Below are 24,712 nucleotides of genomic sequence, written 5' to 3' on the forward strand. Positions count from 1 at the left end.
CGTCTTCGCGCCTTTGCGAGATTATTTTAAACTTATCTTTCATAAAACTCAATAGGCAACAAATCAGGATCGGCGATAAAAGTAAATCGCTTATTGGTTGTTTCATCAATTCGAATAGGTTCTGATTCGATATTCTTAGTATTCAAAAAAGCAATTGTTTCTTCCAGATTAATTACTTCAAAAGCCAAATGACGCAAACCAACAGCTTCAGGTCGGGAAGGACGTTGCGGCGGATTTGGAAAAGAAAATAATTCTATGACATAAATGCCATTTAAGGCCAGATCAAGTTTATACGATTGACGTTCTTCGCGATAGATTTCTCTAATAATCATTAATCCCAAAACTTCGGTATAGAAAGTTTTAGATTTTTGATAATCGGAACATAAAATGGCGATATGATGAACTTTATTTAAGGTAAGCATTTATTTAGATTCAGGTTCTTGATTTAATTTTCGAATTATTTTGGCCGGATTTCCAACAGCCAATGAATTGGCCGGAATGTCTTTGGTCACTACAGATCCGGCTCCAATAACACATCCTTTGCCAATAGTTACTCCCGGACAAATAACAGAATTTCCGCCAATCCAGCAATCATCACCAATAGAAATGGGTAATGCATTTTCGAGTGTTTTTCTTAATTCGGCATCAAGCGGATGAGTGGCAGTATAAATTTGAACGTTTGGTGCAAAAAACACATTCGATCCAATATTTACGGGCGCACAATCTAAAACAACACAATTTACATTAAAATAAACGTTGTCACCACAAGAAATATTGTAACCGTAATCACAATGAAATGGAGGTTCTATGTAGAAACTCTTACCTACATTAGGAATTAACTCCTCTAAAATTAGTTTTGCTTTTTTTGTCAGGCGATATTCAGTTACGTTTAAACGGTGAAGTAGATTTTTAGCCTTTCGGCGTTCTTTTACTAAAACAGGATCTCCTGCAAGGTAGTATTCTCCGCCAATCATTTTTTCTTTCTCAGTCTTCATAAAATGTAATTATATTTTTTTCTTAGCAATCTTTTCATGAATTTTTAATGTTTCCTGCAAAGCAGCCGTCGCATACCAGGGTGTTAATTCGGCTTCGAGCAAATTGGCTTTTATTGCCGGATCTGTGGCAACAAGTGCTTTTGCTTCTTCGACGGTTTCTACATTAAAAATATATATGCCTCTGTAATTTCTGTCATTTTTCATAAATGGTCCGGCAACAACCAGTTTTCCTTCCTGGGCTAGTTTGTTGATGTTCGCCATATGACCTTCGAATAATTTTTTGCTTTCTTCTTTTGATGCGCTTGTATGGGTTCCTGATTTTAAAAGACAAAATATATATTTCTTCATACCGTATTCATCGGCTTTCAGTGATTTTGCCAGATTTTCATCGAATTTCATTTCAGTTTCCTGAGAAAATCCGATAACATTTATAAATAAAAATGCGAGTAACAGTCCTGATTTTTTCATTTGAATGTTTATTTAGAAAAAGATGTTTTGTATTTTAAATAACTCCCAATTTTCATTCCTCATTCGGAATGGCAAACTATACGAAAATATTGTTATGAAAAGGATTGTTCTAGACCCAATAAAAGTGTAAATCCTTTTGTGGCGTCCCGATAGCTATCGGGAGCCACAAAAGATTGAAAACGGATTGCTTCGCCAGTGCACTTTCAGGCTCGGGATTAGCTCCTAAAAAAAGGTTTTATCACAGAAATCGGAATCACAAGGTTGCACAAAATTATCTACTATAATAACTTCTTCAAAATAACAATCTGTCCTAAATGATAAATATCATGCTGAATAATACCATGAATATCTTCATAAAAATTATGATTGTTATTTGGATCTATTTTATCAAAGCCAGCATCATCAAAATCACTCAAAAAGGCACTCCATAATTCCTGAGATTTAGCGAGACTTTGTAGTGATTGTTCCCATGAAGCTTCAGATGAATCCAAAATAGGAACGAAATAATTATGATCAGGAGTTGTAACAATTTCGCCCTGCACACGTCTTAAAATATTTCTTCTCCATTGAATTAAATGATTGACAATTTCCCAAATCGTATTTAATTTTGGATTTATTTTTCTGTAAGCCTGCTCAGCCGTTACATTTTCTAAAGTATGTGCCAAAGTAACCTCCAGCCATGGATGTCCATTATAAATGGATTGATATAAATTCGAAACTCTTTTGCTTTCTGACATAACTGCTATGGTTTATTTGTTTTATTTAAAAAAATTAAACTTTCGGTCTTAGTGATTATCAAAGATATAAAATCAATTTCTAGATAATCTGTTTTACAACTTTTTCAGTCTCAGTATTAAAAACTAGTATACCTTCATTTTTGTTGTCAAGTTGTTCCGCTAATTTTCCTTCTTTTGTCCAAATCGAACTAAACCCAACACTTACAAAATTATCACATTCTCCAATACAATTGGACATTAGAACCGGAATGGTGTATTTTTTAGCAATTTCAGGATAATGTTTAAAAGCTTTATGTATTCCGTTTTGTGATTTGGCAACACTGGCCAGATATATATCCCCTCCAAGTTTGTTTGCTTTTTCGGCATGTTCTGTTTGTAGGCTTTCATAACAAATAGCAGGAATAATTTTTTGATTCTCAATTTGGATTATAACTTGTTCATTTCCATTTTCAAAATAGGGAAATTCATCTTCGTGAAGTTGTTGTTTTGAATAGGAAAGTCTTTCTTGGTTTGGTCGAAATATAAGCATACTAATTCGTATTCCATTTTCGGTTTTTAATGGAATCCCAACTCCAATAGTGATATTCTTAAGAGTACTAGTTTTCTCAAAATAATCAAATCGATTATCATCTTGATGAGTTGCAAGATCTTTGGCCAATTCGGGTTCGTAACCAGTTAATGAAAGTTCAGGAAAAAAAATCGAAGTTGCATTTAATGAGGAAGCAAGTTCTATAAATTTTATGTGTTTTTTTATGTTAGCTGAAATATCTCCTTTAAAAGGTTTTATTTGTGCGATTCCTATGTTCATTTGGAGTTTTATTAAAGACGAAGAACTAATAGCTAAGATACAAATAAGTATTTTACAACTCATCCTCGAAATTCTACAATTGGGTTATTTAATATTTTTTAACAAAAACTGTTAAAATATATTTGCACCATCAAAAACAAAATACCATGACAACCAAATTACTTTTTACCATTAGCTTTTTATTTTTTACCTGTTTTATTTTTGCCCAAAATACTATTTCGGGTAAAGTATTAGATCAAAAAGGAAAACCTGTTCCGGGAGCTAATATTTATATCGACGGAACTTATGACGGAGCTACAAGTTCTGAAACAGGAGATTTTTCGTTTGAAACATCAGAAACAGGAAATAAGACTTTAGTAATAAGTTTTTTATTGTACGATACTTTCAAAAAAGAAATTGATGTTGCCAACTATAAAGATCAAACCGTAAAACTTAGAGAAAACGTAAATGCACTTGACGCTGTTGTAATTACTGCCGGAACATTAGAATCAGGAGACAAAGCAAGAGTTTCGGTCCTAAAACCTTTAGATATTGTAACCACAGCAGGTTCTGCGGGAAATATTATTGCCGCTTTGCAAACCTTGCCGGGAACTCAAACTGTTGGAGAAGACGGACGTTTGTTTGTACGTGGAGGAGAAGCCAGCGAAACTCAGACTTTTGTAGATGGACTTCGTGTAGCACAGCCTTATGGCGCAACAACAAATAATTTACCAACCCGCAGCAGGTTTTCGCCTTTTTTGTTTAGCGGAATTGCTTTTTCTACCGGAGGATATTCTGCCGAATATGGAGAAGCTTTATCAAGTGTTTTATTATTGAATACGCAAGATGAACCGGACCAGAATAAAACAGATATTGCTTTAATGACCGTAGGTTTAGGAGTTGGAAATACGCAAAAATGGAAAAAAAGTTCTTTTAGTATTAATACCAATTATATAAACCTGGCACCTTATCAGGCGGTAATTCCTCAGAATGTAGATTGGAATAATCCTTATCAGTCTTTGGGAGGTGAAGCGGTTTACCGATATCATTTTGAAAGAGGTATTTTTAAATTATACGCCGCTTTTGATGCTGAAAAATTTGATTTGAATCAGAAGAATGTAAACTTCGTTGACCCCATCAGAACCGATTTAAACAATAATAATTTTTATTTGAATGCCTCTTACAAAGGAGATTTTGGAACGGGCTGGCAGCTAACATCAGGAATTAGTTACGGGTATAGCAAAAACAAAGTCAAATATGACATCAATGATGTTGACAGTAACGAAAATGCAGCACAGCTGAAGTTGAAATTAAGAAAAAACATTTCCAACTATTTTAAATTGTCTTTTGGAGCCGATTATTTTATGACCAGATACAATGAAAATTTTGATGATAACATTTCGATAAAAACAGCCAATGGTTACGACTCAAATATCGCTGCTCTTTATACCGAAGGGGATATTTTGTTCTCGAAAAACCTGGCGATGAAAGTAGGTTTCAGGCTTTCGAATAATAGTTTGCTTGACGAGACCAATACAGCGCCAAGAGCTTCAATCGCTTATAAAGTTTCTAAAAACAGTCAGTTTTCATTTGCTTACGGAGATTTTTCTCAAACTCCTGTTGTTGATTATATTAAATATTCAAAATACCATCAGTTCGAAAGTGAAAAAGCGAGACATTATATTTTGAATTATCAGTTTACAAAACCAGGGCAAACTTTCAGGGCAGAAGCATATTACAAAGATTACAGCAATTTGGTTCAGTATAATACGAGAGATATTCAGTACAATTCGGTTTTCAATAACAATGGTTCGGGTTATGCAAAAGGATTGGATTTATTTTGGAGAGACAGTAATTTGTATAAAAACTTAGAATATTGGATTTCGTATTCTTATATCGATTCAGAGAGACAATACAAGAATTTTCCAATGATGGCAACTCCAAATTTTGTGGCAAATCACAGTTTATCCATCGTAACCAAATATTTTATCACCGATTGGAAATCGCAAATAGGTTTCACCAACAGTTATAGTTCAGGAAGACCTTATAACGATCCCAACCAAACACAATTCATGAACGGGAAAACAAAGTCATATAATAGTTTGAGTTTTAACTGGGCGTATTTACTAACAACACAAAAAATCCTGTATTTCTCGGTTTCGAATGTATTAGGAACCCAAAATGTTTTTGGTTACGACTACGCAAAATTACCGGACCCTAACGGAGTTTATAACAGACAAGCCGTTGTACCAACCGCAGACCGATTCTTTTTCGTAGGTTTCTTCTGGACGATTAGTGATAATAAAAATGAGAATCAATTGAAGAATCTTTAGGAAGGTTCAAAGTGACAAAGGTTTGTCGAGCTTGGATTTGAAAAAAAATGCAAGTACTTAACAAGCTTTAGAATTAAAAAACGGATGCAAACTTAAAACCTTTGTCCCTTTGCTACTCTGAACCTTTGCACCTTTAAAAAAAACAATTCAGTCATCAAAATCAACAACTCAGTATTATTTAATTTTAAAGCATTAAAAATCAATATACTTTTGAAGTATAAAATAATAAGCGACTAAGCCTCTAAGACACTAAGAAAAAAGAAGCTTATCTCCTTAAAACCTTAATACTTAAAAAGAAGAGTTTTAATCATCAACAAAACTTAGAATCTCAGAACCTTAGCATCTTAGTAACTAAAAAAAAAAGAAATCATGACCAAAATTATTACCTTAATCACATTATTTATCTGCAGTCTGATATCTGCTCAAAATGTAAAACTGACTGTTTCTGTTTCGGGTTTAAAAAATAATGCAGGAACTGTTAAAGTAGGTTTGTACAACTCAGATGGGACCTTTCTTAAAACAACCTATAAAAGTGTTGGGTCTGAAATTAAAAACAACAAAGCAGTTGTAAAATTCGACAATATTCCGGCAGGAGAATATGCAATTTCAACGTATCACGATGAAAACAATAACGGAAAACTGGATAAAAATATGATGGGAATTCCTTCTGAAGATTATGCAGCTTCAAACAATGCAAAAGGATTTATGGGACCTCCGGCTTATAAAGATGCTAAATTTGTCATTGCGAAAGATTCAAAAATTGAAATTACATTATAAATAATAACTAACAAAACAAAATAAAAACAACCATTTTAATTACTTATAAAATGAAAAAAATCATCACTTTAATCGCATTATTCGTAGTAACAATAAGTTCTGCACAAACACAGTTTGAACAAGGAATGGGAAAAGCGTTAGGGCTTTGGAAAGAAGGAAAAAATACAGAAGCTTCGGCATTGTTCGAAAGAATTGCTGCAGCAGAAAAAACAAGTTATCTGCCTAATTATTATATCTCTTTAATCAATACTATATCGGCGTTTTCTGAAAAAGATAAAACAAAAATAGATTTGTTGCTGACAAAAGCACAAGACGCATTGGATGTTGAATTGATAAAAGATCAAAACAATGCCGAATTATATGCCATGCAGGCTCTAATCTATACGGCCTGGGTAGTAGCAGACCCAATGACAAACGGAATGAAATATTCGGCTAAAGTGATGGAAGCTTACGCAAAAGGAAAAGCCATAGATCCAAACAATCCGCGAATTGTTTTTGGTGAGGCTGATTACCAGTTAGGTGGCGCAAAATGGACAGGAGTTGATACAAAACCTCTTTGTGCACAAGTTGATAAAGCTGTTGAACTTTTTGCTACTTTTAAACCAGAAACTCCTTTTTCGCCAAAATGGGGATTAGAAAGAGCTTTAGAAACTCAAAAGAATTGTAAAAAATAAAATTAATTTAAGCTGATAATATAATGAAAGATCGCGGAACTGTTTATGGAGATTTAAAAAGTGGAACAATAGTTTCGTTCAAGATTTCTATGATTTTTACGGTAATATTTTCAGCTTGTTTAGGAGGTGATCTAAATGTCAGAAACGTTCTTATTACTTTTTTTATCAGCTGTCTTTATTCCTTCCTTGTAGGTTTTGGTAACGGATATATTAATGTTTACTTAGATAAAAAATGGGATTGGTTAGAGCAAACGAACTTAAGGGTATATTACGGAATTTTGGTTACTGTTTTGTATACAGTTCCGATCGTTTTAGGAATTAACTATTACATCTATGTTATTTTGCAGGATGTATCTCTAGAAGTTTTTTTTAGCGATAAGATGATTTGGGTACACTTGTTTTATATCATACTCGCGTTGGGAGTTTCGACTTTTATGCAGGCCAGAAGTTTTATGGTAAAGTGGAAACAGGCATCAAAATTCGAAATTACACAACAAAAGATTATTGCAGGAACAGCAAATGCAAAATTCGAAAGTTTAAAAAATCAAATAGATCCACATTTTCTTTTTAATAGTTTAAATGTATTAAGTTCTTTAATCGAAGAAAATCCGGATAATGCGCAACGATTTACGACTTCTTTATCTAAAATTTACCGCTACGTTTTAGAACAAAAAGATAAAGAACTAGTATCTGTAGAAGATGAATTGTCGTTTGCAAAAACTTATATGAATTTGCTGAAGATGCGTTTCGAAAATAGTTTATTTTACGAATTGCCCACCACAAATATAAACCCTGATGCAAAAGTGGTTCCGCTGTCTTTGCAGCTTTTGCTGGAAAATACAGTGAAACATAACATCGTAAGCGAACAAAAACCGTTGCATATCAGAATTTTTATTGACGGAGATTATTTAGCAATTCAGAATGATTTTCAGAAAAAAGAAGTTTTGCAGGACAGGCAGGGAGTCGGATTGCAAAATATTGTAAATCGATACGGGATTATAACAAACCGAAAAGTTTTGATCGAACAAAATGAAAAAACTTTTACAGTTAAAATTCCAATTTTGACCAAACAAATTACAGTTATGGAAACAAGTGCAGAATATAGCGATGAGAATAAGGCTTATTTCAGAGCTAAAAAAAGAGTAGAAGAATTAAAAGGTTTTTACGGGAATGTTATTTCATATTGTTGTGTAATTCCATTCTTAATTTTTATAAATTTGAGGTATTCTCCTGGATTTCAATGGTTTTGGTTTTCGGCTTTGGGCTGGGGGTTTGGAGTGGTAATGCATGCTTTTAAAGTCTTTGGTTACAGCTCAGATTGGGAAGAACGAAAAATAAGAGAGATTCTTGAAAAAGAAAAACAACAAAAAAACTGGAAATAATGGAACCCAATTATAATGAAGCAAAACGCTATTACGAGGCTCAGAAAAGAGTCGTCGAAATAAAAAAGTTTTACCAGCACCTAACGGTTTATCTTCTTTGTAATCCCATTGTTATAGTGGTTAATCTTATGACATCTCCTGGGTATTTGTGGTGTATATATTCTGTAATAGGATGGGCAATTCCGATCATTTTGCATGGCATGAAAGCTTTTGGGTTTTCGCCTATTTTTAATAAAGATTGGGAAGAACGAAAAATTCAGGCGCTTTTAGAAAAAGAGAATCCAAAACAAAAATGGGAGTAATCATGGAAAATAATTTTAACAATAGCGAGGAAGAATTCGAACTTCAAAAAATGGCCAATAAAAAAGTACTTAAACTTAAGGCATTTTATTCGCATGCATTTGTTTATGCTATCGGAATGATCATTTTTATTTTAAAAGAATACGCAGGATTACCTTTAAATTTCCTGCCGTTTAAATATATAAATTGTTTTGTAATGATCATCTGGACAACCGCTTTTTTAGTTTCTGCGGTAGATTTATTCGCTTCTTTTAAAATTTTTGGAGAAGAATGGGAAGAGCGAAAAGTGAAAAGTATTTTAGAGAAAAAAGAAAAAACACAAAAATGGGAGTAATCATGGAAGTTAATTTAAATGAAGAAGACAGATATTATCTGGCAAAAAAGAGAGTTGAAGAAATTAAAGGCTTTTACGGAAATTTAACCGCTTTTATTGGTGTAAATGTTGTTCTTATTTTTGTCAATTTATACACATCACCGGATCATTTATGGTTCTATTGGCCTTTAATGTGGTGGGGAGTTGGAGTTGTTTTTCACGGAATGAAAGTTTTTAAAATATTTCCGGTTCTTGGAAAAGAATGGGAAGAACGGAAAATCAAAGAACTGATGGAAAAAGAAAAAGAAGGTAAAAATAAATGGCAATAATTTAATTCAAAATAAAATGGGACGATTTAGACAACGTATGTATGATGAATACAGACAAGAATTTAGTACAGACGAAAGTTATAATATTGCGTATAAAAAAGTAAAAAAAATCAAAGGATTTTATTCGCACCTGAAGGTTTATATTATAGTAAATGCTATTATCATTATCACTAGTGTAAACAGGAATTTTGTTGGATATGATTTTAATAATGGAAATCATTTTACGATAAGAAGTTTAAATAATTGGGAAATTTATTCTACAGCACTGTTTTGGGGAATAGCTTTATTGATTCATGCCTTTACAGTTTTTGGACCGGATATATTTTTCGGCAGAGACTGGGAACAAAAGAAAATTCAAAAATATATGGAGAGAGAGGCTCAGAATAAAAATAAATGGGAGTAATTTTAAACTAAAATTTCAATTTTTGCATTGTACTAAATGACCACATTAATTATAGAAGACGAAAAACCGGCAGCAAGATTATTGCAGCGTAAACTAGAAAAGTTAGATATTGCCGTAGAAACCATGCTGCACTCTGTAGAAGAATCAGTTCACTGGTTTAGCAATAATGAACATCCTGATTTAATTTTTCTGGATATTCAGTTATCAGATGGTTTGTCGTTTGAAATCTTCGAAAAGATAAACATTCAAAGCGCTATTATTTTTACTACAGCTTATGATGAATATGCTTTAAAGGCATTCAAATTAAACAGTATCGATTATCTTTTAAAACCTATTGACGAGGATGATTTAGAAGTAGCGGTGACTAAATTCAAAAACCGAATTCCGAAAGCAAATTCAGGAAATCAAAATCTACAGCTTGATTTTGAGCAAATACGTCAGATGTTATCTAATCCTTTCGAAAAGAGTTACAAAAAACGTTTCACCGTAAAAATAGGGCAGCATTTAAAAGTGATTACAACCGATGAAATCGAATGTTTTTTTAGTGAAAACAAAGGAACTTATATTCATACTTTCGATAATAGAAACTATCTGATCGATTCTACTTTAGAAGTTCTGGAGCAGGAATTAGACATGAAGGATTTCTTTCGCGTAAGCAGAAAATTTATTATTCCGCTTACGGCAATAAAAGAAATCCAGGTATATACCAATTCTCGCCTCAAAGTTATTTTACCTACTTACAAAGAAGATGAGGTAATTGTAAGCCGCGAGAAAGTACAGGATTTTAAAAGTTGGTTGGGGTAAATTTTATTCCATCCAGAATTCAACCTTAAATTAAAGAGCCATCGGCTCGATCTATTTTGTAGCACCTGATTTTAATCCGGTTAACACAAAGATTAGCCAAATATTAAGCATTAATTAAAAATAAAAAAAAATCCTTCGGTTGAAGGATTTTTTTATTTGAAGATTTTTTTTATTTACTCAATCTATGCAAGGTAAACGTCATGGCACTTAAAAGGAAGAACGCCATAATTTGGTGAATTAATCCTAAAGCCAATGGAATACTGTACAATAGCGTAAATACACCCAACGCAAATTGAATAAATACAAAAAGAACTAAAGTTTTAATTCCGTTTACCTGTGTTCTTGAAAGTGAAAATTGAGTGCTTTTGTAATATAAAAATAAGATAAAAGCAACCACTACATAAGCAAAAGTTCTGTGTACAAACTGAACACCGCTTTTACCTTCGATTAAATTTTTGACCAAAGTAGATTGTTCAATAAAAACAGAATCATGTATAAATTCTCCATCGCTCATTAATGGCCAATGATTGTGAATTAATCCTGCATTTAATCCTGCTACAAAACCACCATAAATAATTTGAATTAATAAAGCAACTAAAGCAAATCTTGCAATATTACGAAGCGGAATTACTTTAGTAATCGTTCTTTCAGGATAAATTAAATCCAATGCAACCCATAAAGTATAGGCGAAAGTGATAAATGCAAAAGTAAGGTGCAAAGAAAGTCTAAAGTGACTTACGTCTGGATTATCGATTAATCCGCTGCGAACCATGAACCATCCAAGGAAACCCTGAAATGCTCCCATTGCCAAAAGAACGATACATTTTTTGACAGTTGCACGGTCCAGTTTCTTTTTCATTAAAAAATAAACAAAAGGAACAAAGAAAACCAATCCTATGATTCTACCAATAAAACGGTGGAACCATTCCCAGAAGTAAATAAACTTATAATCTGCTAGTTGAAAATCGTTATGAATGTTGATTTTTTGATACTCAGGAAATTTTTTGTATTGCTCGAAAGCTTCATTCCATTTTGCATCCGTCAAAGGAGGGAAGGTGTCGGTTACCAAATGCCAATCGGTCATTGATAAACCTGAATTAGTCAAACGGGTAATTCCGCCAACAACAACCATTAAAAACAATAAAACACAACCTGATAGTAACCAAATGATTACTGATTTATTCTCTTTTTTCATTCTTTTCCAATTAATTCAATCTCGTTAATTTTGTTTTTGCTTTTTCGTTCTCTTCTTTTTAAATAAAGTTTTAATAAAGTAAAGTTTGCTATAATGTTGATAATTAGGATCACTGTCATAACTATTATTCTATATTGATAGCTTTCAATGTTCATTGTTATTTTAAAATAATCAATTAGAACTGCATTTTGAAAAATCGCGCCTATAATCATTATAGCAGATATGGAAGCAATACTGATTAAAAAAAAGAAGATTTTATATTTATAGTGACTACTGTTAGTTCTATTAATTTTTCTAATAAAAATAATATTAGTTACTAAAACTATTAATATTAAAATAATAGAAAAAATAGCCCCTAATAGATCCATTACTTTTTAGGCGTTAAATTTAATTTTGCAGCTCTTTTAATAATAAAATCATAAGCAGCCTGATATTCATTCGGGATATCACCTTCTAAAATAGCTTCTTTCACCGCTTCTTTCAAAACTCCAATCTCGCGTGAAGGTTTTAAATCGAACAATTCCATAATTTCTTCACCTGAAATTGGCGGTTGAAAATTACGAACATGATCACGTTCTTCTACTTCAACAATTTTCTTGCGAACGATTTCAAAGTTTTTATGATATTTCTTAAACTTCGACGGATTTTTGGTTGTAATATCAGCTTCACATAACGTCATTAAATCATCTACATCTTCACCGGCATCAAAAACCAAACGACGAACTGCGCTATCGGTTACAATATCCTGTGCCAAAACAATCGGCCGCGAACTCATAATAACCATTTTTTGCACAAATTTCATTTTGTGATTCAATGGCATATGCAAACGTTCGAATATTTTTTTAGCCATTTTACCACCTAAAAACTCATGTCCGTGAAAAGTCCATCCTTGTTTTTTATTAAACCGTTTTGTTGGCGCTTTCCCAATATCATGCAACAAAGCCGACCAGCGTAACCAGACATCATCTGTATTTGGGCAGATATTATCAACCACTTCAAGTGTATGATAAAAGTTGTTTTTATGAGTATGACCTTCAATTTCTTCGACCTGATTAAGCGCTGTTAACTCGGGTAAAATAATATCCAAAAGCCCAGTTTTATATAAAAGTAAAAATCCTGTTGACGGTTTAAGTGTAGATAAAATTTTGTTTAATTCGTCTACAATTCTTTCGCCAGAGATAATTTTGATACGATCTGCATTTTTGGTGATAGCATTCAATGAATTCTCTTCGATTTCGAAATTCAATTGCGTTGCAAAACGAATCGCACGCAACATTCTCAAAGGATCATCAGAGTAAGTAATGTCAGGATTTAAAGGCGTTTTAATCGTTTTGTTCTCTAAATCAGCCAAACCATTAAAAGGATCAGAAAGATCTCCGAATGTTTTTTCGTTTAGAGATAAAGCCAAAGCATTGATGGTAAAATCACGACGGTTTTGATCGTCTTCAAGCGTTCCGTTTTCGACAATAGGATTTCTGCTGTCAAAATTATAAGACTCTTTTCGTGCTCCTACAAATTCTATATCAGTATCTTCAAAACGCAACATTGCCGTTCCGTAAGTTTTAAAAACCTGTACTTTTGGTTTTTTAGGAAGTAATTCAGAAACTTTCAAAGCCAATTCTATACCACTGCCAACAGCAACCACATCAATGTCTTTTTTTGAACCCCGATTTAAAAGCAAATCCCGAACAAAACCGCCAATAACATAACTATCGACATTGAGTTCCTGAGATGCTTTCGAAATTATTTCGAAGATTTTATGTTGTAATGCTGTTTTATAATTTGTTTGTATAGCCACGAATTCACTAATTTTAAATATTACATTTCTTTTCTTGAAGAGAATGAAACGTCTGCAAATTTACAACATAGAAAATGCCTATAATAATGTATTGTTGACTTTTTTGAACAATTTCACATTTTGTAACGTCAATTTTTATGAATTGAGAAAGAGTTGCCACGAATTGCACGAATTTCCACTAATTAATTTTTTTCAGCCACAGATTAATGAAATAAAAAGGATTAAAAAATTAGTGCAATTCTTGGCGTAAAAAATATAGCCGCAGATTAAAGGTTTAAATGGATTTTAAAAAAAAATCTGTGGAAATCTTTTAATCTATGGCACAAAAATCTTCGCAATCTTAATAAAAAAATAATTCGTGGAAATTCGTGCAATTCGTGGCGGAAAAAACTATGCAGCAATAAAACAAATCAATTGTAAACGATAATTTTTAAAATTTCAATTTGTATTTTTGAATCATATAAAAACGCACACATGAAAATTGTTATATCGCCAGCGAAGTCATTAAATTTCGAAAAAGAATTACCAACAACTCAATATACAGAACCGGCTTTTTTGAAAGAAGCACGTCAGGTTCATAAAGTTTTAAAAGAAAAAAAACCAGCTGAATTATCAGACTTAATGTCAATCTCAGATAAATTATCAGATTTAAACTGGAAGAGAAATCAGGATTGGAAAACACCTTTTACGCCTGAAAATGCACATCCAGCAATTTATACTTTTGACGGAGATGTATATACAGGATTGGATGCTTACACAATTCCGCTTGAAAAGTTAGATGTTTTACAAAGCAAACTTAGAATTCTTTCAGGTCTTTACGGTGTTTTAAAACCATTAGATTTAATGCAGGCATACCGTTTAGAAATGGGGACTAAATTGCCAGTTGGTGAATACAAAAATCTGCACGAATTCTGGAAACCAACCGTTACTAAAGCTTTAAACAAAGAATTAGAAAAAGGAGAATTGTTTGTGAATTTGGCCAGTAACGAATATTTTTCGGCAGTAGATGTTAAGGCTCTAAAAGTTCCTGTAATTACTCCGGACTTTAAAGATTATAAAGATGGAAAACTAAAAATAATCAGTTTTTTTGCTAAAAAAGCGAGAGGGATGATGGTACGTTACATTATTGATACGAATGCGGAAACTATTGATGACCTAAAAGGATTCAATTATGAAGGATATCATTTTGATGCTAATCTTTCAGAAGGAAATCATTTGGTGTTTACGAGATAGTTTTTTTTTGAGGGACAAAGGTTCAAAGTGGCAAGTGGCAAAGGGGAGGTTTTTTTTAGAAACTGCTAAGGTTTAAAGTTTTGACTAGAGAGTTGGAGACTCGGGACATATTGTAGGCAGGAATTTTAATCCTTCAGATTCAAAAAATATTGTAGGAAACAATTTCAATCTCTTCAAATCCAGAAGATCATTATATAAAAATAAAAAAGCCGGACTAAATAAATAGTCCGGCTTTTTTGTATTATAAATCAATTATTATTAATGCATTGCATCAGCAGGATTAATTTTGTTTTTTCCTTTTTTAATGAAAAGAATAATTGGTATACAGAATAAGAACATGATTCCCAGATACATAAAAATATCCATATACGACATCACTGTACTTTGTTTCAAAACTGCGTAATCTATTGCCTGATAGGCTTTTTTAAGGGCAACATCGGCACTATAACCTTTCGCTTCAAAAGCTCTTTGCATTCCTAGTATACGTTGTTGCACCTGATAATTGGCAGGATCTAAATTCGTTAATAAATTAACTCTGTGTTCCTGACTTAAACGAGTGATAAAAGTGGTAATAATGGCAATACCAAATGAACCACCTAATTGTCTCATCATTCCAGTAAAAGCAGCACCTTCACCAATATGTTTTCCTTTTAATGTAGAAAGCGAAAGTGTTGTAATAGGTACAAAAAGTAATCCTAAACCAATTCCTCTTAAAATCAAAGGCCAGTACATATGTTCAACTCCGGTATCAGGCGTAAGACGGTTTCGCATCATAAAGGTAAAGAAGAAGAAAATTAAAAATCCTACTCCCACCATATATCCTTGCGGAACCCCTTTTTGAATCATATTACCAACAAATGGCATCATGATCGCTGTTGTAATCGAACCAGGGATCAGTAATAATCCGGCATCAGTTGCAGTCCATCCTAAAATAGATTGCGTATAAATCGGGATAATCAAAGTCGATCCGTATAAACCGAAACCAAGAATAAAACACATTACGGTTCCAATTCTTAAATTCCCGTCTTTTAAAACACTTAAATTTACAATTGGATGTTTATAAGTAAGCTCTCTCCAGATAAACAATACCAATCCAAGAACTGTAACAACACTTAGGGTTACAATTGTCGAATCGTTAAACCAATCGTCTTGTTGTCCGTGTTCCAGAACAAATTGTAATGAACCAATAAAAGCGGCCAACAATATGATTCCCCACCAGTCAACCTGATTTGCTTTTAATTTCTCTCCGTATTTTGGACTTCTTACAAAAGTAAGAGCCAAAATAGTTGCAATAATCCCTAACGGTATATTGATATAAAATATATAAGGCCAAGAGTAATTATCTACTAAATATCCTCCTAAAGGCGGACCTAAAGTTGGACCAACAATTACACCCATACCGTAAATAGCTTGCGCCATACCACGTTTTGCCACGGGATAACTCTCGGTGATAATGGTTTGAGCGGTTACCAATAAGGCGCCACCACCCATACCTTGTACAAACCTAAAAGCCACCAGTTCCCAAATATTACTGGCATTACCACACAAAAAGGAGCAGACTGTAAATATTATGATAGAAGCCACAAAATAGTTACGTCTTCCAAATTGCTGCGAAAGCCAACTCGTCATCGGAATTACAATAACATTCGCAATTGCGTATGCTGTAATTACCCAAGCCACATCAGTCAAAGTAGCACCAAGGCTACCTCGCATGTCTGTTAGTGCTACGTTTACAATCGTGGTATCTACAATTTCCAACAGTGCACAAAGTACTGCAGTAATCGTAATAATGACACGTCTGTAACCGTATTCTACTAAATCGTCGTCTCCTTGTACTGCTGTCATTATTTTATTTTAAATGTACATCTACGTCAACATTCATTCCCGGTCTTAGTAATTTTACTTTTTCAGGATCGTTTGATTCATCTAAACTAATTTTTACCGGTAATCTCTGAATTGTTTTTACGAAGTTACCTGTTGCATTATCAGGAGGTAATAATGAAAAACGTGATCCTGTTGCAGGAGAAAATGAAGTTAAGGTACCTTTGAATTCGTAGTTCGGATAAGCATCTACTTTTAAGCTTACTTTTTGTCCCACAACCATTTTGTTTAATTGTGTTTCTTTAAAGTTTGCTACAACCCATGCTTCATTGTTATTGATGATATAAAATAAAGATTGTCCTGGCTGAACCAATTGTCCTGGCTGAATATCAACTTTAGAAACCTGACCGTCAATTGCTGCAGTTACAACAGTATACGTTAGGTTCAAATGAGCAACATCCAACATTGTTTTAGCTCTTTTGATATTTGCAGCAGCAACTTCAGTTTGTTTGTCAGAAACTTTAGATTTTGACTGAATTACTGATTTTTGGTAAGAACTTGCTCTTTGTTGTTGTTCTAAAACACGAACCTGGTTTTCAGCTTCATCTTTTGCAGATAATGCCTGCTCATATTGTTGTTTTGTAATCGTGTGCGTTTTGTAAAGATTATTGTAACGGTTGTAATCGTTAGTAATTTGTCTTAATCTGATTTTTGCACTTTCGATAGACCCCGTTGCAGATCTCATTTGAGCATCAGAAACCGAAATGTTTGCATTTGCACTCCCAATATCTGCTTTTGCAGCTTCGTATTGACCTTCAGCACCTAATAATGCAGCATTCGCTTCATCGATTTTTAATTGGTAATCTCTTTTATCGATAGTAAATAAAGTATCTCCTTTTTTTACAAAATCATTATCTTTTACATACACTTTGCTAATATATCCAGATACTCTAGGAATAATTGGATTCATTTTTTTCTCGATCTGAGCATCATCTGTTTCTTCGTGGGCTAAGGAGTGCATGTATTTTGTTATTCCGTAAGTTCCGCCCACTAAAACCAACACGGTTAGTATAATGATGAATTTAGTATTTGTTTTTTTCTTTTCCATGAGAGCTATCGATTATATTTTAGAAAGATTGAATGATTGTGATAATTGTCCTGATACTGAAAGTAATTCGTAATATTTTTGAATAATTGTTGCCTTAGATACAGCGGTATTGATCTTAGCGCTTAATTGCTCAACATCGGCTTCAACCAAATCATTGGTATCCGCTAAACCATTGTCGAACTTATCTTTTACAAGTCTGTAATTTTCCGATGCCTGTTGAAGCGCTTCGTCATAAACCACACTTTGATTAATAGCCAGGTCATAATCTTCAATAGATTTTTGAACTTCAACTTTAATACGATCTGTCATTACGGCTTCTGTATTTTTAACCTCCAAAGCTCTGCTTTCAGCTTCTCTTACATGAGCGCTGTTTTTGTAAATTCCAGAGATATCATAAGTTAAACCCAGACCAAAGTTCATGGCATATTTTACAGTAATAATATCTTTAAGATCTAAAGCAGTATATCCGCCAAGTAATGCTAATGTAGGATAGTATGCTGCTCTTGCCACTTTGATATTGGCTTCAGAAGCTTTTTGTTGAAAACGAATCGCTTCTAAATCTTTTCTGTTTTGAAGTGCTAAAACATCAGATGTTGGTGCATTATTCGTTTTTAAATTAAAGAAATCAGCTTCGTTAACCTGAAGTTTTGTACTTGGATCCAGCTTCAATAAAGTAGTCAGATAAAAGTTGATATTATTAAGGTTGTTAGTAGCTTCATCAATAGATAATTGCGTTTTTGAAACTAATAATTGTGACTTTAATAAATCATTTCTCGGGATAATTCCGTTTTTCTCTAATTCTGTAAAATCAGTAACACGCTGTTTCGCGCTTTTTTGATTTTCATTTAAAACATCCAAAGTTTTTTGAGCTTTATATAGAGCAGTATAATAAGTAATAACTCTTAAAGCAACATCTTCTTTTGTTTTAGCAGCATTTGCATTTTCTGCTTCATATAAATTGTCCGATGCGTTAATGCTATTTTGAATTTTAAATCCTGCAAAAAGAGGCAAGCTTAAATTTGCCATTCCAATCATTGCTCTGTCAGGAGAGGCTAAAGATGCGTTTTCTCCCTGATTTGGCATATCAATCGACGCTTTTGTAAGGCGTTGGTATTGTCCCGAAACTTTAATATCCGGATACTGATTGTTTTTAACTTCTTGTAATTCGTACTTTTTTGTGTTTACCTTAGTACTGGCAAGAGTAACTTCGTTACTTTTTTCCCAAGCCAACTTCACGGCTTCGTCTAAGGTTAAACTTGTTTTTTCTTGTGCTTCTATTGATGAAATTCCGATAAAGAAAATACCAAAGAGCATTAATTGATTAATTTTCATAAACAAGTAGAGCTTTTATAGTTTGTTGAATGTGCTTTGTAAGACTGGTTTTAATGTAATCATTGTACAGAGCTTCTGTTTTTAAATTCAGTAATTCTTCGAAGAAAGGTTTGTTCATATGAAAGTGAAAAAAGGTTCCAATAATGGTTGGAGTAATCAGCGGGATAATAACATCTTTCCTGAAAACGCCTTTAGCCTGACCTTGAGCAATAATACTCTCAACAGATTTTAGATTTCCTTTTTTTAATTCTGTAAAAGCAATAAAACTTTTCTCTCTTTTTTTTGCGTTGATTTCAAAATGCAACACTCTGAAAATCCCTTTGTTACAACTTATTCGGTTAATGTAAATTTCGATTAATTTATTGACTTTTTCAATAGGTTCGAGATTTTCCTGTAATAAATTTTCGAGTTGTAATTTTAAATCAGAAGTTTTGTAGATAATTAACGCTTCAAGCAGTCTTTCTTTAGAACCAAAATAATACGAAACCATGGCAATATTTATTTTGGCATGTTTTGAGATGTCTCGTATAGAAGTTCCTTCGAATCCTTTTTCAGAGAATAGCTTTTCAGCAACCTCAAGAATTTGAATTTTTTTATCGTTTAATTCGAAGTTTGACATGGTATTGTTTCTAATTGGCCACAAAATTAAACAAGCGTTTAAATTAAACAGTTGTTTAATTTTATTTTAACATAATTTTAACAGAAAACCTTGTAGTGGTTTTAGAGTGAAAACACTCTTTGAAGCCAATGTTTATCAACAAAAAAAGCTGAAATAATATTATGAATGATATTATTTCAGCTATGTATTTTTCCTAATCTTGTCATTCCGACGGAGGAGGAATCTTCTCAAGTAACTCCGTAATCAAGAGTCAATCTTTGGTGATTTTGCAACGGAGATTCCTCCTTCGTCGGAATGACAGACTAGACGTTATTATATATGTTAGAAAAATTAGTTTTATCGAATTTCCCCAACAAATTCCGCAATTTTACCAGAACCATTCTCGCTTAAATGTTTAATAAAAGCGCTACCAATAATAGCTCCTTTTGCAAACTTAGTTGCCTGTGTAAAAGTTTCTTTATTCGAAATTCCGAAACCAATAATTTGTGGATTTTTAAGATTCATGTTTGAAATTCTTTCGAAATAATCTTCCTGAACGTTTCCAAAACCTGATTGAGATCCTGTAACACTTGCAGAACTTACCATATAAATGAATCCGTTTGAAACACTGTCGATAAAACCAATACGTTGGTCAGAAGTTTGTGGCGTAATCAGGAACACGTTTATCAATCCGTATTTTTCGAAAATTGCTTTATATTCGTCTGCGTAAACATCTACCGGTAAATCAGGAATAATTAAACCATCGATACCAATTTCAGCACATTTTTTACAAAATTCTTCAACTCCGTATTGTAACATCGGGTTGAAATATCCCATAATAATCAACGGAATTTTTACGCTTTCGCGGATGTTCTTCAATTGATCGAATAGAATTTGAGTCGTCATTCCGTTATGAAGCGCCTTAGTCGAACTCGCCTGAATCGTTGGTCCGTCGGCCAAAGGATCGCTAAAAGGCAAACCAATTTCGATTAAGTCAACGCCATTTTTTTCTAAATCCTGAATGATCTGAACGGTATCATTTAAGTTAGGATATCCAGCCGAAAAATAAATAGAAAGTATCTTTTTATCTTCTTGTAATTTTTGAGTTATTCTGTTCATTTTTTTATCTTTTTATTTACTCCTGCAAGGTTTTCAAAACCTTGTAGGTGTTTTTTGAGTTTTTTTTTGCCACAGATTAAAAGATTTTTACTGATTACTGCTGAAAATTTGTTTCACGCAGATTTAAATTGATTTAAGCTGCTTCATGCAGATTTTTTTAATTAAATCTGCTGTAATCTGCAGAATCTGCGCGAAACAAAAAATCTGTTCTAATCTGTGAAATCTGTGGCATTATTTTTTTATAATTTTACTTATCCAATTATCATTTTTATTTTCGATTAATAATAATCCGGAATCTGAATCGTTCATTTGAGCAATCAATTCACCTTTGTTATTCCAAAATGCACTTTGTCCTGCTGAAGGATAACCCCATGATTCTCCAGCAAAATTAGACATCAAAACATTCATTTTATGCTTTTGAGCATAGCTTTGTAAATCTCTATAGGCATTCGGAATTCCGTTTGGAGTAAAAAAGATGCTTGCGATATAAATATCAGTTTCTTTTTTACAGGCATTTTCCGAATGCAGCGGATTATCAATATCAGCACAAATGGCAAACGAAATCTTTTTATCTTCAATTGTAATCATCGGATTGTAATCGAAAGAAGATTGGAAAAACTCATCTTCGCCTTCATGTAAAAATTGTTTTGTATAAACTGCAACTGAATTATCCGGTGTGATAATAAATTCGCCAATAAACAATTTCGTTTCGATCTCAATTGGTGCTCCAGCAACAATAATGATATTATTTTCGACAGCCAATTGTCTTAAATAATCCAAACGGGAATCGTCTTTTTTGAAAGCTAGTTGTTGAGCATTTTCTCTTTCGTAACCTGTAATTGACATTTCAGGAAATGCGATTAATTGTACTCTATTTTGCACAGCTAATTCTATAAGGCGATAATGATCTAATAAATTAGCTTCAATATCTCCTCGGGTTGGTTTTGTTTGTGCAGCGGCTAAAATCATATCGACTTTTATTTATTTTCGATATAAACCCAGGCAACTGTTCCAGACTTCAACGTAACCTGAACTCTTTTATAAGCATTAGATTCGAATATATCTACTTTAGCTAAATCCGAAGCCGAAATATTAAAAGCAACACCATGTATAGGATCTGAAGAATCTGCGCTCGGTACAGCTACAACATAGTCTGCCATTCCAAATTCTTCTTCGATTTGAAGACTTTTTAGTTTGTGGCCAAGTAACTGATCCGGTATTCCCGTTAATAGCTTTTTGAAAAGCTGCATTTGAATTTGTTTCGATCTTAATGTTCCGTATGAAAATAACTTTTCCATAATTATTATTTTTCTCGTTGTTTGTTTGCGTTAGGGATAGGAGCGGTATCTCCCGATTTAGAAAAACAAGGCTTTTTAGCCGTAGTTTTTGTTAATCGGGAATATAGCGGATAGCCCGCGCGGGAGGTAACGCCCAAATTAATCTTATAATTTAAAGTAATCGATATAATTATCTAAATCTTTGTCTCCACGACCAGAAAGACTTATAACGACAATATCAGTTGGCTTAAATTTCTTTTGATCTAAAACTGCAAAAGCATGCGCGCTCTCTATTGCCGGGATAATTCCTTCTAATTTCGTTAATTGCAATCCGGCATTCATAGCATCATCATCAGTCACAGAGAAAAATTCGCCACGACCGGTTTGTGCCAAATGTGCGTGCATTGGTCCAACTCCCGGATAATCTAAACCTGCCGAAATTGAATATGGCTCGGTAATTTGTCCGTCAGGAGTTTGCATTAAAAGGGTTTTGCAACCGTGAATAACGCCCACTTTTCCTAATTTACTGGTTGCTGCACTATGACCGCTATCTACGCCTTTTCCGGCTGCTTCAACGGCAATAATACCCACTTCTGGTTCGTGCAAAAAGTGATAATACGTTCCGGCAGCATTACTTCCGCCACCAATACAAGCGACAACATAATCAGGATTTTCACGTCCTTCTTTTTCTTTTAACTGCCATTTTATTTCTTCAGAAATTACACTCTGAAAACGTGTCACCATATCCGGATAAGGATGCGGCCCAATCGCAGATCCAATAATATAATGGGTGTCAACCGGATTATTGATCCAGTCACGAATTGCTTCGTTTGTAGCGTCTTTTAAAGTTCTTGAACCCGAAAGTGCCGGACGTACCTCAGCGCCTAACATTTTCATACGCGCCACGTTTGGCGCCTGACGCGCAATGTCGATTTCTCCCATGTATACGATACATTCCATTCCCATAAGGGCACAAACTGTCGCCGTTGCTACACCGTGCTGACCCGCTCCAGTTTCGGCAATGATTCTTTTTTTGCCCAAACGTTTGGCAACTAATATTTGCCCAATGGTGTTATTGACTTTGTGTGCTCCGGTATGGTTTAAGTCTTCTCTTTTTAAGTAAACTTTTGTATTGTATTTTTCAGATAAACGCTTGGCGAAATAAAGCGGACTTGGGCGGCCAACGTAATCTTTTAGTAACTGATCGAACTCGGCTTTAAAATCAGGTTCGCTGGTAATTTTTAAATAATTCTGGCGTAATTCTTCTACATTTGGGTACAGCATTTCAGGAATGTAAGCTCCTCCAAATTCTCCGTAATATCCTTTTTCGTTAACGTTAAAATTCATTTTATTCCAATTTTAAAAGTTGGCAACATCAAATTTTCGTTTGAAATTGCTAAATAGATTTTTGTTTTTTAGACCAGGTTCGATTTCAAATTTACTATTTATATCGACAGCATAAATAGGAAGATTGGTTTTTGAAATTTCTTCGATGGCTTTTAATTCGTTCATTCCGATTCCGCCACTCAAAAAGAAGGGTTTATCAGATTTGTATTTTTTTAATATCGTCCAGTCAAAAGTGGTTCCGTTTCCGCCAGGTAATTTTCCTTTGGTATCAAACAGAAAATAATCGCAAACCGGTTCGAAAGGTTTTATGATTTCGAAATCAAAGTCATTATCGGCCGAAAATACTTTTATGATTTCGGTTTTTTTAGGCAGTTGTTTTTTTAATTCTGATAAAAATTCAACCGACTCATTTCCGTGTAACTGAACAGCTTGTAAATTGTATTGTGCTACTTTTTTCAGAATTTCTTGCTGACTCTGATCAACAAAAACACCGACTTTTTTGATGGTTTTGATCAATTCAGGAATGGTTCCGTTAAAGTATCGTGCGGATTTCTCCCAGAAAATAAATCCCATATAATCGGGTAGGAGCGCTCCTATTTCGAGAATGTTTTCTGGATATTTCATGCCGCATATTTTGAGTTTCATTTTTTTTGATGTTTTTGCCACGAAGGCTCTAAGACACTAAGTTTTTTTGTTTTTTGCCACGAAGGCTCAGGGGCGCAAAGTTTTTTTGCAAAGAATTGCACTAGTTCAATTGGTGCTAATTCGTGAAATTCGTGGCGAACTTTTAAGCCTACAGCTGACTAATAAAGTCAATAGCTGCTTGTCCGGCGTTATCAGTTTTCATGAAGTTTTCTCCAATTAGGAAACCGTTATAACCGTAAGGACGTAGTTCAGAAATGGCTTCGATTGATGAGATGCCGCTTTCGGAAACTTTTACGAAATCGTCCGGAATTTGCGATGCCAATTGTTTGCTGAAATCTAAGCTTACTTCAAATGTTTTTAGGTTTCGGTTGTTTACGCCAATCATATCTAAACTTGGCATAATCGATTTTTCTAATTCTTCCTGATTGTGAACTTCCAGTAGAACTTCTAAACCTAATTTCTTTGCAAATTCTGATAATGATTTGATTTCCTCGCGAGTTAAAACTGCTGCAATCAATAAAATTAAATCGGCTCCAAAAGCTTTGGCTTCCAGAATTTGGTATTCGTCGACAATAAATTCTTTTCGCAATAGCGGAATATTTACTGATGCTCTTGCCAAAAGTAAATCGTCAAGAGAACCACCGAAATATTTTCCATCCGTTAAAACCGAAATTCCGCAAGCTCCTGCATTTTCATATCCTTTCACCACTTCTTCAACAGTAAAACTATGATTGATTACTGATTTAGATGGAGAACGACGTTTGTGTTCTGCAATAATTCCGGTTGAACTTGCTTTTAATTTTTGACTTAAAGAAATGGTTTCTCTTCCAAAAAATACTGAACTTTCCAATTGCGAAACCGGAATGATTGATTTTTTAAGAACGACTTCTCGTTTTTTATCAACTATTATTTTATCTAAAATATTCATGGCTTTTCT

The 24,712-nt window shown here is 33.6% G+C and carries 28 protein-coding genes; 10 read left to right on the plus strand and 18 right to left on the minus strand.

Translation table 11 applies throughout. The features are described from left to right. Positions 1-32: 32 nt before the first annotated feature. The 5 genes from IRZ78_RS20845 to IRZ78_RS20865 form a co-directional block, all read right to left on the minus strand. Entirely contained in the window at positions 33-422 is a 390-nt protein-coding gene (locus IRZ78_RS20845; protein ID WP_194618362.1) for a VOC family protein, read from the minus strand. Further along, positions 423-995 carry a sugar O-acetyltransferase gene (locus tag IRZ78_RS20850; protein WP_194618363.1) on the minus strand — a complete coding sequence of 191 codons (573 nt, stop codon included), beginning with the start codon at positions 993-995 and terminating at the stop codon, positions 423-425. A 9-nt stretch (positions 996-1,004) separates the two neighbouring features. After that, positions 1,005-1,463, minus strand: coding sequence for a YciI family protein (locus tag IRZ78_RS20855; RefSeq protein ID WP_194618364.1), 459 nt, complete (start codon positions 1,461-1,463; stop codon positions 1,005-1,007). Between the two features lie 278 nt (positions 1,464-1,741). Then, complete coding sequence (locus IRZ78_RS20860; protein WP_194618365.1) at positions 1,742-2,200, minus strand: DinB family protein; 459 nt, start codon at positions 2,198-2,200, stop codon at positions 1,742-1,744. A 79-nt stretch (positions 2,201-2,279) separates the two neighbouring features. After that, positions 2,280-3,008: a carbon-nitrogen hydrolase family protein gene (locus IRZ78_RS20865; protein WP_194618366.1), complete on the minus strand. Its 729-nt coding sequence runs from the start codon at positions 3,006-3,008 to the stop codon at positions 2,280-2,282. Between the two features lie 146 nt (positions 3,009-3,154). On the opposite strand from IRZ78_RS20865, the gene IRZ78_RS20870 reads away from it, so the two are divergent. The 9 genes from IRZ78_RS20870 (at position 3,155) to IRZ78_RS20910 (ending at position 10,302) form a co-directional block, all read left to right on the plus strand. Next, complete coding sequence (locus tag IRZ78_RS20870; RefSeq protein ID WP_194618368.1) at positions 3,155-5,320, plus strand: TonB-dependent receptor; 2,166 nt, start codon at positions 3,155-3,157, stop codon at positions 5,318-5,320. Positions 5,321-5,689: 369 nt separating this feature from the next. Next, complete coding sequence (locus IRZ78_RS20875) at positions 5,690-6,097, plus strand: DUF2141 domain-containing protein (RefSeq protein ID WP_194618370.1); 408 nt, start codon at positions 5,690-5,692, stop codon at positions 6,095-6,097. 50 nt (positions 6,098-6,147) lie between these two features. Next, positions 6,148-6,771: a hypothetical protein gene (locus tag IRZ78_RS20880; protein WP_194618372.1), complete on the plus strand. Its 624-nt coding sequence runs from the start codon at positions 6,148-6,150 to the stop codon at positions 6,769-6,771. Positions 6,772-6,794: 23 nt separating this feature from the next. Further along, positions 6,795-8,153: a 2TM domain-containing protein gene (locus tag IRZ78_RS20885; RefSeq protein WP_173972694.1), complete on the plus strand. Its 1,359-nt coding sequence runs from the start codon at positions 6,795-6,797 to the stop codon at positions 8,151-8,153. Next, positions 8,153-8,455 carry a 2TM domain-containing protein gene (locus tag IRZ78_RS20890; protein WP_194618374.1) on the plus strand — a complete coding sequence of 101 codons (303 nt, stop codon included), beginning with the start codon at positions 8,153-8,155 and terminating at the stop codon, positions 8,453-8,455. Before IRZ78_RS20885 ends, IRZ78_RS20890 begins: the two co-directional genes overlap by 1 nt. Positions 8,456-8,457: 2 nt before the next feature. Further along, a complete protein-coding gene (locus IRZ78_RS20895) occupies positions 8,458-8,787 on the plus strand; it encodes a 2TM domain-containing protein (RefSeq protein WP_194618376.1) in 330 nt (109 codons plus the stop codon). 2 nt (positions 8,788-8,789) lie between these two features. After that, on the plus strand, positions 8,790-9,095 hold the full coding sequence (locus tag IRZ78_RS20900; RefSeq protein ID WP_228520551.1) for a 2TM domain-containing protein: 306 nt from the start codon (positions 8,790-8,792) through the stop codon (positions 9,093-9,095). A 16-nt stretch (positions 9,096-9,111) separates the two neighbouring features. Next, positions 9,112-9,498, plus strand: coding sequence for a 2TM domain-containing protein (locus IRZ78_RS20905; RefSeq protein WP_194618380.1), 387 nt, complete (start codon positions 9,112-9,114; stop codon positions 9,496-9,498). A 36-nt stretch (positions 9,499-9,534) separates the two neighbouring features. Further along, positions 9,535-10,302 carry a LytTR family DNA-binding domain-containing protein gene (locus IRZ78_RS20910; RefSeq protein ID WP_194618382.1) on the plus strand — a complete coding sequence of 256 codons (768 nt, stop codon included), beginning with the start codon at positions 9,535-9,537 and terminating at the stop codon, positions 10,300-10,302. A 169-nt stretch (positions 10,303-10,471) separates the two neighbouring features. Here the strand turns inward: IRZ78_RS20910 and IRZ78_RS20915 are convergent, their stop codons facing one another. Genes IRZ78_RS20915 through IRZ78_RS20925 form a run of 3 tightly spaced genes read right to left on the minus strand, consistent with a single transcriptional unit; the run spans position 10,472 to position 13,295 of the window. Then, the gene (locus tag IRZ78_RS20915) at positions 10,472-11,497 is read right to left on the minus strand and encodes a COX15/CtaA family protein (protein ID WP_194618384.1); all 1,026 of its coding nucleotides are present in this window, start codon (positions 11,495-11,497) and stop codon (positions 10,472-10,474) included. Then, the gene (locus IRZ78_RS20920) at positions 11,494-11,865 is read right to left on the minus strand and encodes a hypothetical protein (protein WP_194618386.1); all 372 of its coding nucleotides are present in this window, start codon (positions 11,863-11,865) and stop codon (positions 11,494-11,496) included. The genes IRZ78_RS20915 and IRZ78_RS20920 overlap by 4 nt, the downstream gene beginning before the upstream one ends. Next, positions 11,865-13,295: an HD domain-containing protein gene (locus tag IRZ78_RS20925; RefSeq protein WP_194618387.1), complete on the minus strand. Its 1,431-nt coding sequence runs from the start codon at positions 13,293-13,295 to the stop codon at positions 11,865-11,867. Before IRZ78_RS20925 ends, IRZ78_RS20920 begins: the two co-directional genes overlap by 1 nt. 474 nt (positions 13,296-13,769) lie before the next feature. Here IRZ78_RS20925 and yaaA point away from each other — a divergent pair, with 474 nt between their 5' ends. After that, the gene (yaaA, locus tag IRZ78_RS20930; RefSeq protein ID WP_194618390.1) at positions 13,770-14,528 is read left to right on the plus strand and encodes a peroxide stress protein YaaA; all 759 of its coding nucleotides are present in this window, start codon (positions 13,770-13,772) and stop codon (positions 14,526-14,528) included. A 258-nt stretch (positions 14,529-14,786) separates the two neighbouring features. Here yaaA and IRZ78_RS20935 read toward each other — a convergent pair whose 3' ends face one another. The 10 genes from IRZ78_RS20935 to trpC all read right to left on the minus strand — a co-directional run bounded on the left by IRZ78_RS20935 (position 14,787) and on the right by trpC (position 24,703). Beyond that, the gene (locus tag IRZ78_RS20935) at positions 14,787-16,373 is read right to left on the minus strand and encodes a DHA2 family efflux MFS transporter permease subunit (RefSeq protein ID WP_194618391.1); all 1,587 of its coding nucleotides are present in this window, start codon (positions 16,371-16,373) and stop codon (positions 14,787-14,789) included. Positions 16,374-16,377: 4 nt separating this feature from the next. Further along, positions 16,378-17,457, minus strand: coding sequence for an HlyD family secretion protein (locus IRZ78_RS20940; protein WP_194618393.1), 1,080 nt, complete (start codon positions 17,455-17,457; stop codon positions 16,378-16,380). Positions 17,458-17,469: 12 nt separating this feature from the next. Next, positions 17,470-18,789: a TolC family protein gene (locus IRZ78_RS20945; RefSeq protein ID WP_194618395.1), complete on the minus strand. Its 1,320-nt coding sequence runs from the start codon at positions 18,787-18,789 to the stop codon at positions 17,470-17,472. Next, positions 18,779-19,408: a TetR family transcriptional regulator gene (locus tag IRZ78_RS20950; protein WP_194618397.1), complete on the minus strand. Its 630-nt coding sequence runs from the start codon at positions 19,406-19,408 to the stop codon at positions 18,779-18,781. The genes IRZ78_RS20945 and IRZ78_RS20950 overlap by 11 nt, the downstream gene beginning before the upstream one ends. Positions 19,409-19,744: 336 nt before the next feature. Next, positions 19,745-20,506: a tryptophan synthase subunit alpha gene (gene trpA / locus IRZ78_RS20955; protein WP_194618399.1), complete on the minus strand. Its 762-nt coding sequence runs from the start codon at positions 20,504-20,506 to the stop codon at positions 19,745-19,747. 231 nt (positions 20,507-20,737) lie between these two features. Beyond that, the gene (locus tag IRZ78_RS20960) at positions 20,738-21,475 is read right to left on the minus strand and encodes a carbon-nitrogen hydrolase family protein (protein WP_194618401.1); all 738 of its coding nucleotides are present in this window, start codon (positions 21,473-21,475) and stop codon (positions 20,738-20,740) included. An 8-nt stretch (positions 21,476-21,483) separates the two neighbouring features. Then, complete coding sequence (locus IRZ78_RS20965; protein ID WP_194618403.1) at positions 21,484-21,804, minus strand: gamma-glutamylcyclotransferase family protein; 321 nt, start codon at positions 21,802-21,804, stop codon at positions 21,484-21,486. A gap of 144 nt (positions 21,805-21,948) precedes the next feature. Continuing rightward, positions 21,949-23,130 (minus strand): tryptophan synthase subunit beta, encoded by a 1,182-nt coding sequence (gene trpB, locus IRZ78_RS20970; protein ID WP_055095721.1) that lies wholly within the window; start codon positions 23,128-23,130, stop codon positions 21,949-21,951. A 12-nt stretch (positions 23,131-23,142) separates the two neighbouring features. Next, positions 23,143-23,775: a phosphoribosylanthranilate isomerase gene (locus tag IRZ78_RS20975; protein ID WP_194618405.1), complete on the minus strand. Its 633-nt coding sequence runs from the start codon at positions 23,773-23,775 to the stop codon at positions 23,143-23,145. Positions 23,776-23,923: 148 nt separating this feature from the next. Further along, a complete protein-coding gene (gene trpC, locus IRZ78_RS20980; protein WP_194618407.1) occupies positions 23,924-24,703 on the minus strand; it encodes an indole-3-glycerol phosphate synthase TrpC in 780 nt (259 codons plus the stop codon). Positions 24,704-24,712 lie beyond the last annotated feature (9 nt).

The sequence above is a fragment of the Flavobacterium sp. CSZ genome (assembly GCF_015350725.1).
In the GTDB taxonomy this organism is placed as follows: Bacteria; Bacteroidota; Bacteroidia; order Flavobacteriales; family Flavobacteriaceae; genus Flavobacterium.

Coding starts and splice junctions, on each gene's coding strand:
- IRZ78_RS20845 (WP_194618362.1), bottom strand. CDS start 422: ATGCTTACCTTAAATAAAGTTCATCATATCGCCATTTTATGTTCCGAT.
- IRZ78_RS20850 (WP_194618363.1), bottom strand. CDS start 995: ATGAAGACTGAGAAAGAAAAAATGATTGGCGGAGAATACTACCTTGCA.
- IRZ78_RS20855 (WP_194618364.1), bottom strand. CDS start 1,463: ATGAAAAAATCAGGACTGTTACTCGCATTTTTATTTATAAATGTTATC.
- IRZ78_RS20860 (WP_194618365.1), bottom strand. CDS start 2,200: ATGTCAGAAAGCAAAAGAGTTTCGAATTTATATCAATCCATTTATAAT.
- IRZ78_RS20865 (WP_194618366.1), bottom strand. CDS start 3,008: ATGAACATAGGAATCGCACAAATAAAACCTTTTAAAGGAGATATTTCA.
- IRZ78_RS20870 (WP_194618368.1), top strand. CDS start 3,155: ATGACAACCAAATTACTTTTTACCATTAGCTTTTTATTTTTTACCTGT.
- IRZ78_RS20875 (WP_194618370.1), top strand. CDS start 5,690: ATGACCAAAATTATTACCTTAATCACATTATTTATCTGCAGTCTGATA.
- IRZ78_RS20880 (WP_194618372.1), top strand. CDS start 6,148: ATGAAAAAAATCATCACTTTAATCGCATTATTCGTAGTAACAATAAGT.
- IRZ78_RS20885 (WP_173972694.1), top strand. CDS start 6,795: ATGAAAGATCGCGGAACTGTTTATGGAGATTTAAAAAGTGGAACAATA.
- IRZ78_RS20890 (WP_194618374.1), top strand. CDS start 8,153: ATGGAACCCAATTATAATGAAGCAAAACGCTATTACGAGGCTCAGAAA.
- IRZ78_RS20895 (WP_194618376.1), top strand. CDS start 8,458: ATGGAAAATAATTTTAACAATAGCGAGGAAGAATTCGAACTTCAAAAA.
- IRZ78_RS20900 (WP_228520551.1), top strand. CDS start 8,790: ATGGAAGTTAATTTAAATGAAGAAGACAGATATTATCTGGCAAAAAAG.
- IRZ78_RS20905 (WP_194618380.1), top strand. CDS start 9,112: ATGGGACGATTTAGACAACGTATGTATGATGAATACAGACAAGAATTT.
- IRZ78_RS20910 (WP_194618382.1), top strand. CDS start 9,535: ATGACCACATTAATTATAGAAGACGAAAAACCGGCAGCAAGATTATTG.
- IRZ78_RS20915 (WP_194618384.1), bottom strand. CDS start 11,497: ATGAAAAAAGAGAATAAATCAGTAATCATTTGGTTACTATCAGGTTGT.
- IRZ78_RS20920 (WP_194618386.1), bottom strand. CDS start 11,865: ATGGATCTATTAGGGGCTATTTTTTCTATTATTTTAATATTAATAGTT.
- yaaA (WP_194618390.1), top strand. CDS start 13,770: ATGAAAATTGTTATATCGCCAGCGAAGTCATTAAATTTCGAAAAAGAA.
- IRZ78_RS20935 (WP_194618391.1), bottom strand. CDS start 16,373: ATGACAGCAGTACAAGGAGACGACGATTTAGTAGAATACGGTTACAGA.
- IRZ78_RS20940 (WP_194618393.1), bottom strand. CDS start 17,457: ATGGAAAAGAAAAAAACAAATACTAAATTCATCATTATACTAACCGTG.
- IRZ78_RS20945 (WP_194618395.1), bottom strand. CDS start 18,789: ATGAAAATTAATCAATTAATGCTCTTTGGTATTTTCTTTATCGGAATT.
- IRZ78_RS20950 (WP_194618397.1), bottom strand. CDS start 19,408: ATGTCAAACTTCGAATTAAACGATAAAAAAATTCAAATTCTTGAGGTT.
- trpA (WP_194618399.1), bottom strand. CDS start 20,506: ATGAACAGAATAACTCAAAAATTACAAGAAGATAAAAAGATACTTTCT.
- IRZ78_RS20960 (WP_194618401.1), bottom strand. CDS start 21,475: ATGATTTTAGCCGCTGCACAAACAAAACCAACCCGAGGAGATATTGAA.
- IRZ78_RS20965 (WP_194618403.1), bottom strand. CDS start 21,804: ATGGAAAAGTTATTTTCATACGGAACATTAAGATCGAAACAAATTCAA.
- trpB (WP_055095721.1), bottom strand. CDS start 23,130: ATGAATTTTAACGTTAACGAAAAAGGATATTACGGAGAATTTGGAGGA.
- IRZ78_RS20975 (WP_194618405.1), bottom strand. CDS start 23,775: ATGAAACTCAAAATATGCGGCATGAAATATCCAGAAAACATTCTCGAA.
- trpC (WP_194618407.1), bottom strand. CDS start 24,703: ATGAATATTTTAGATAAAATAATAGTTGATAAAAAACGAGAAGTCGTT.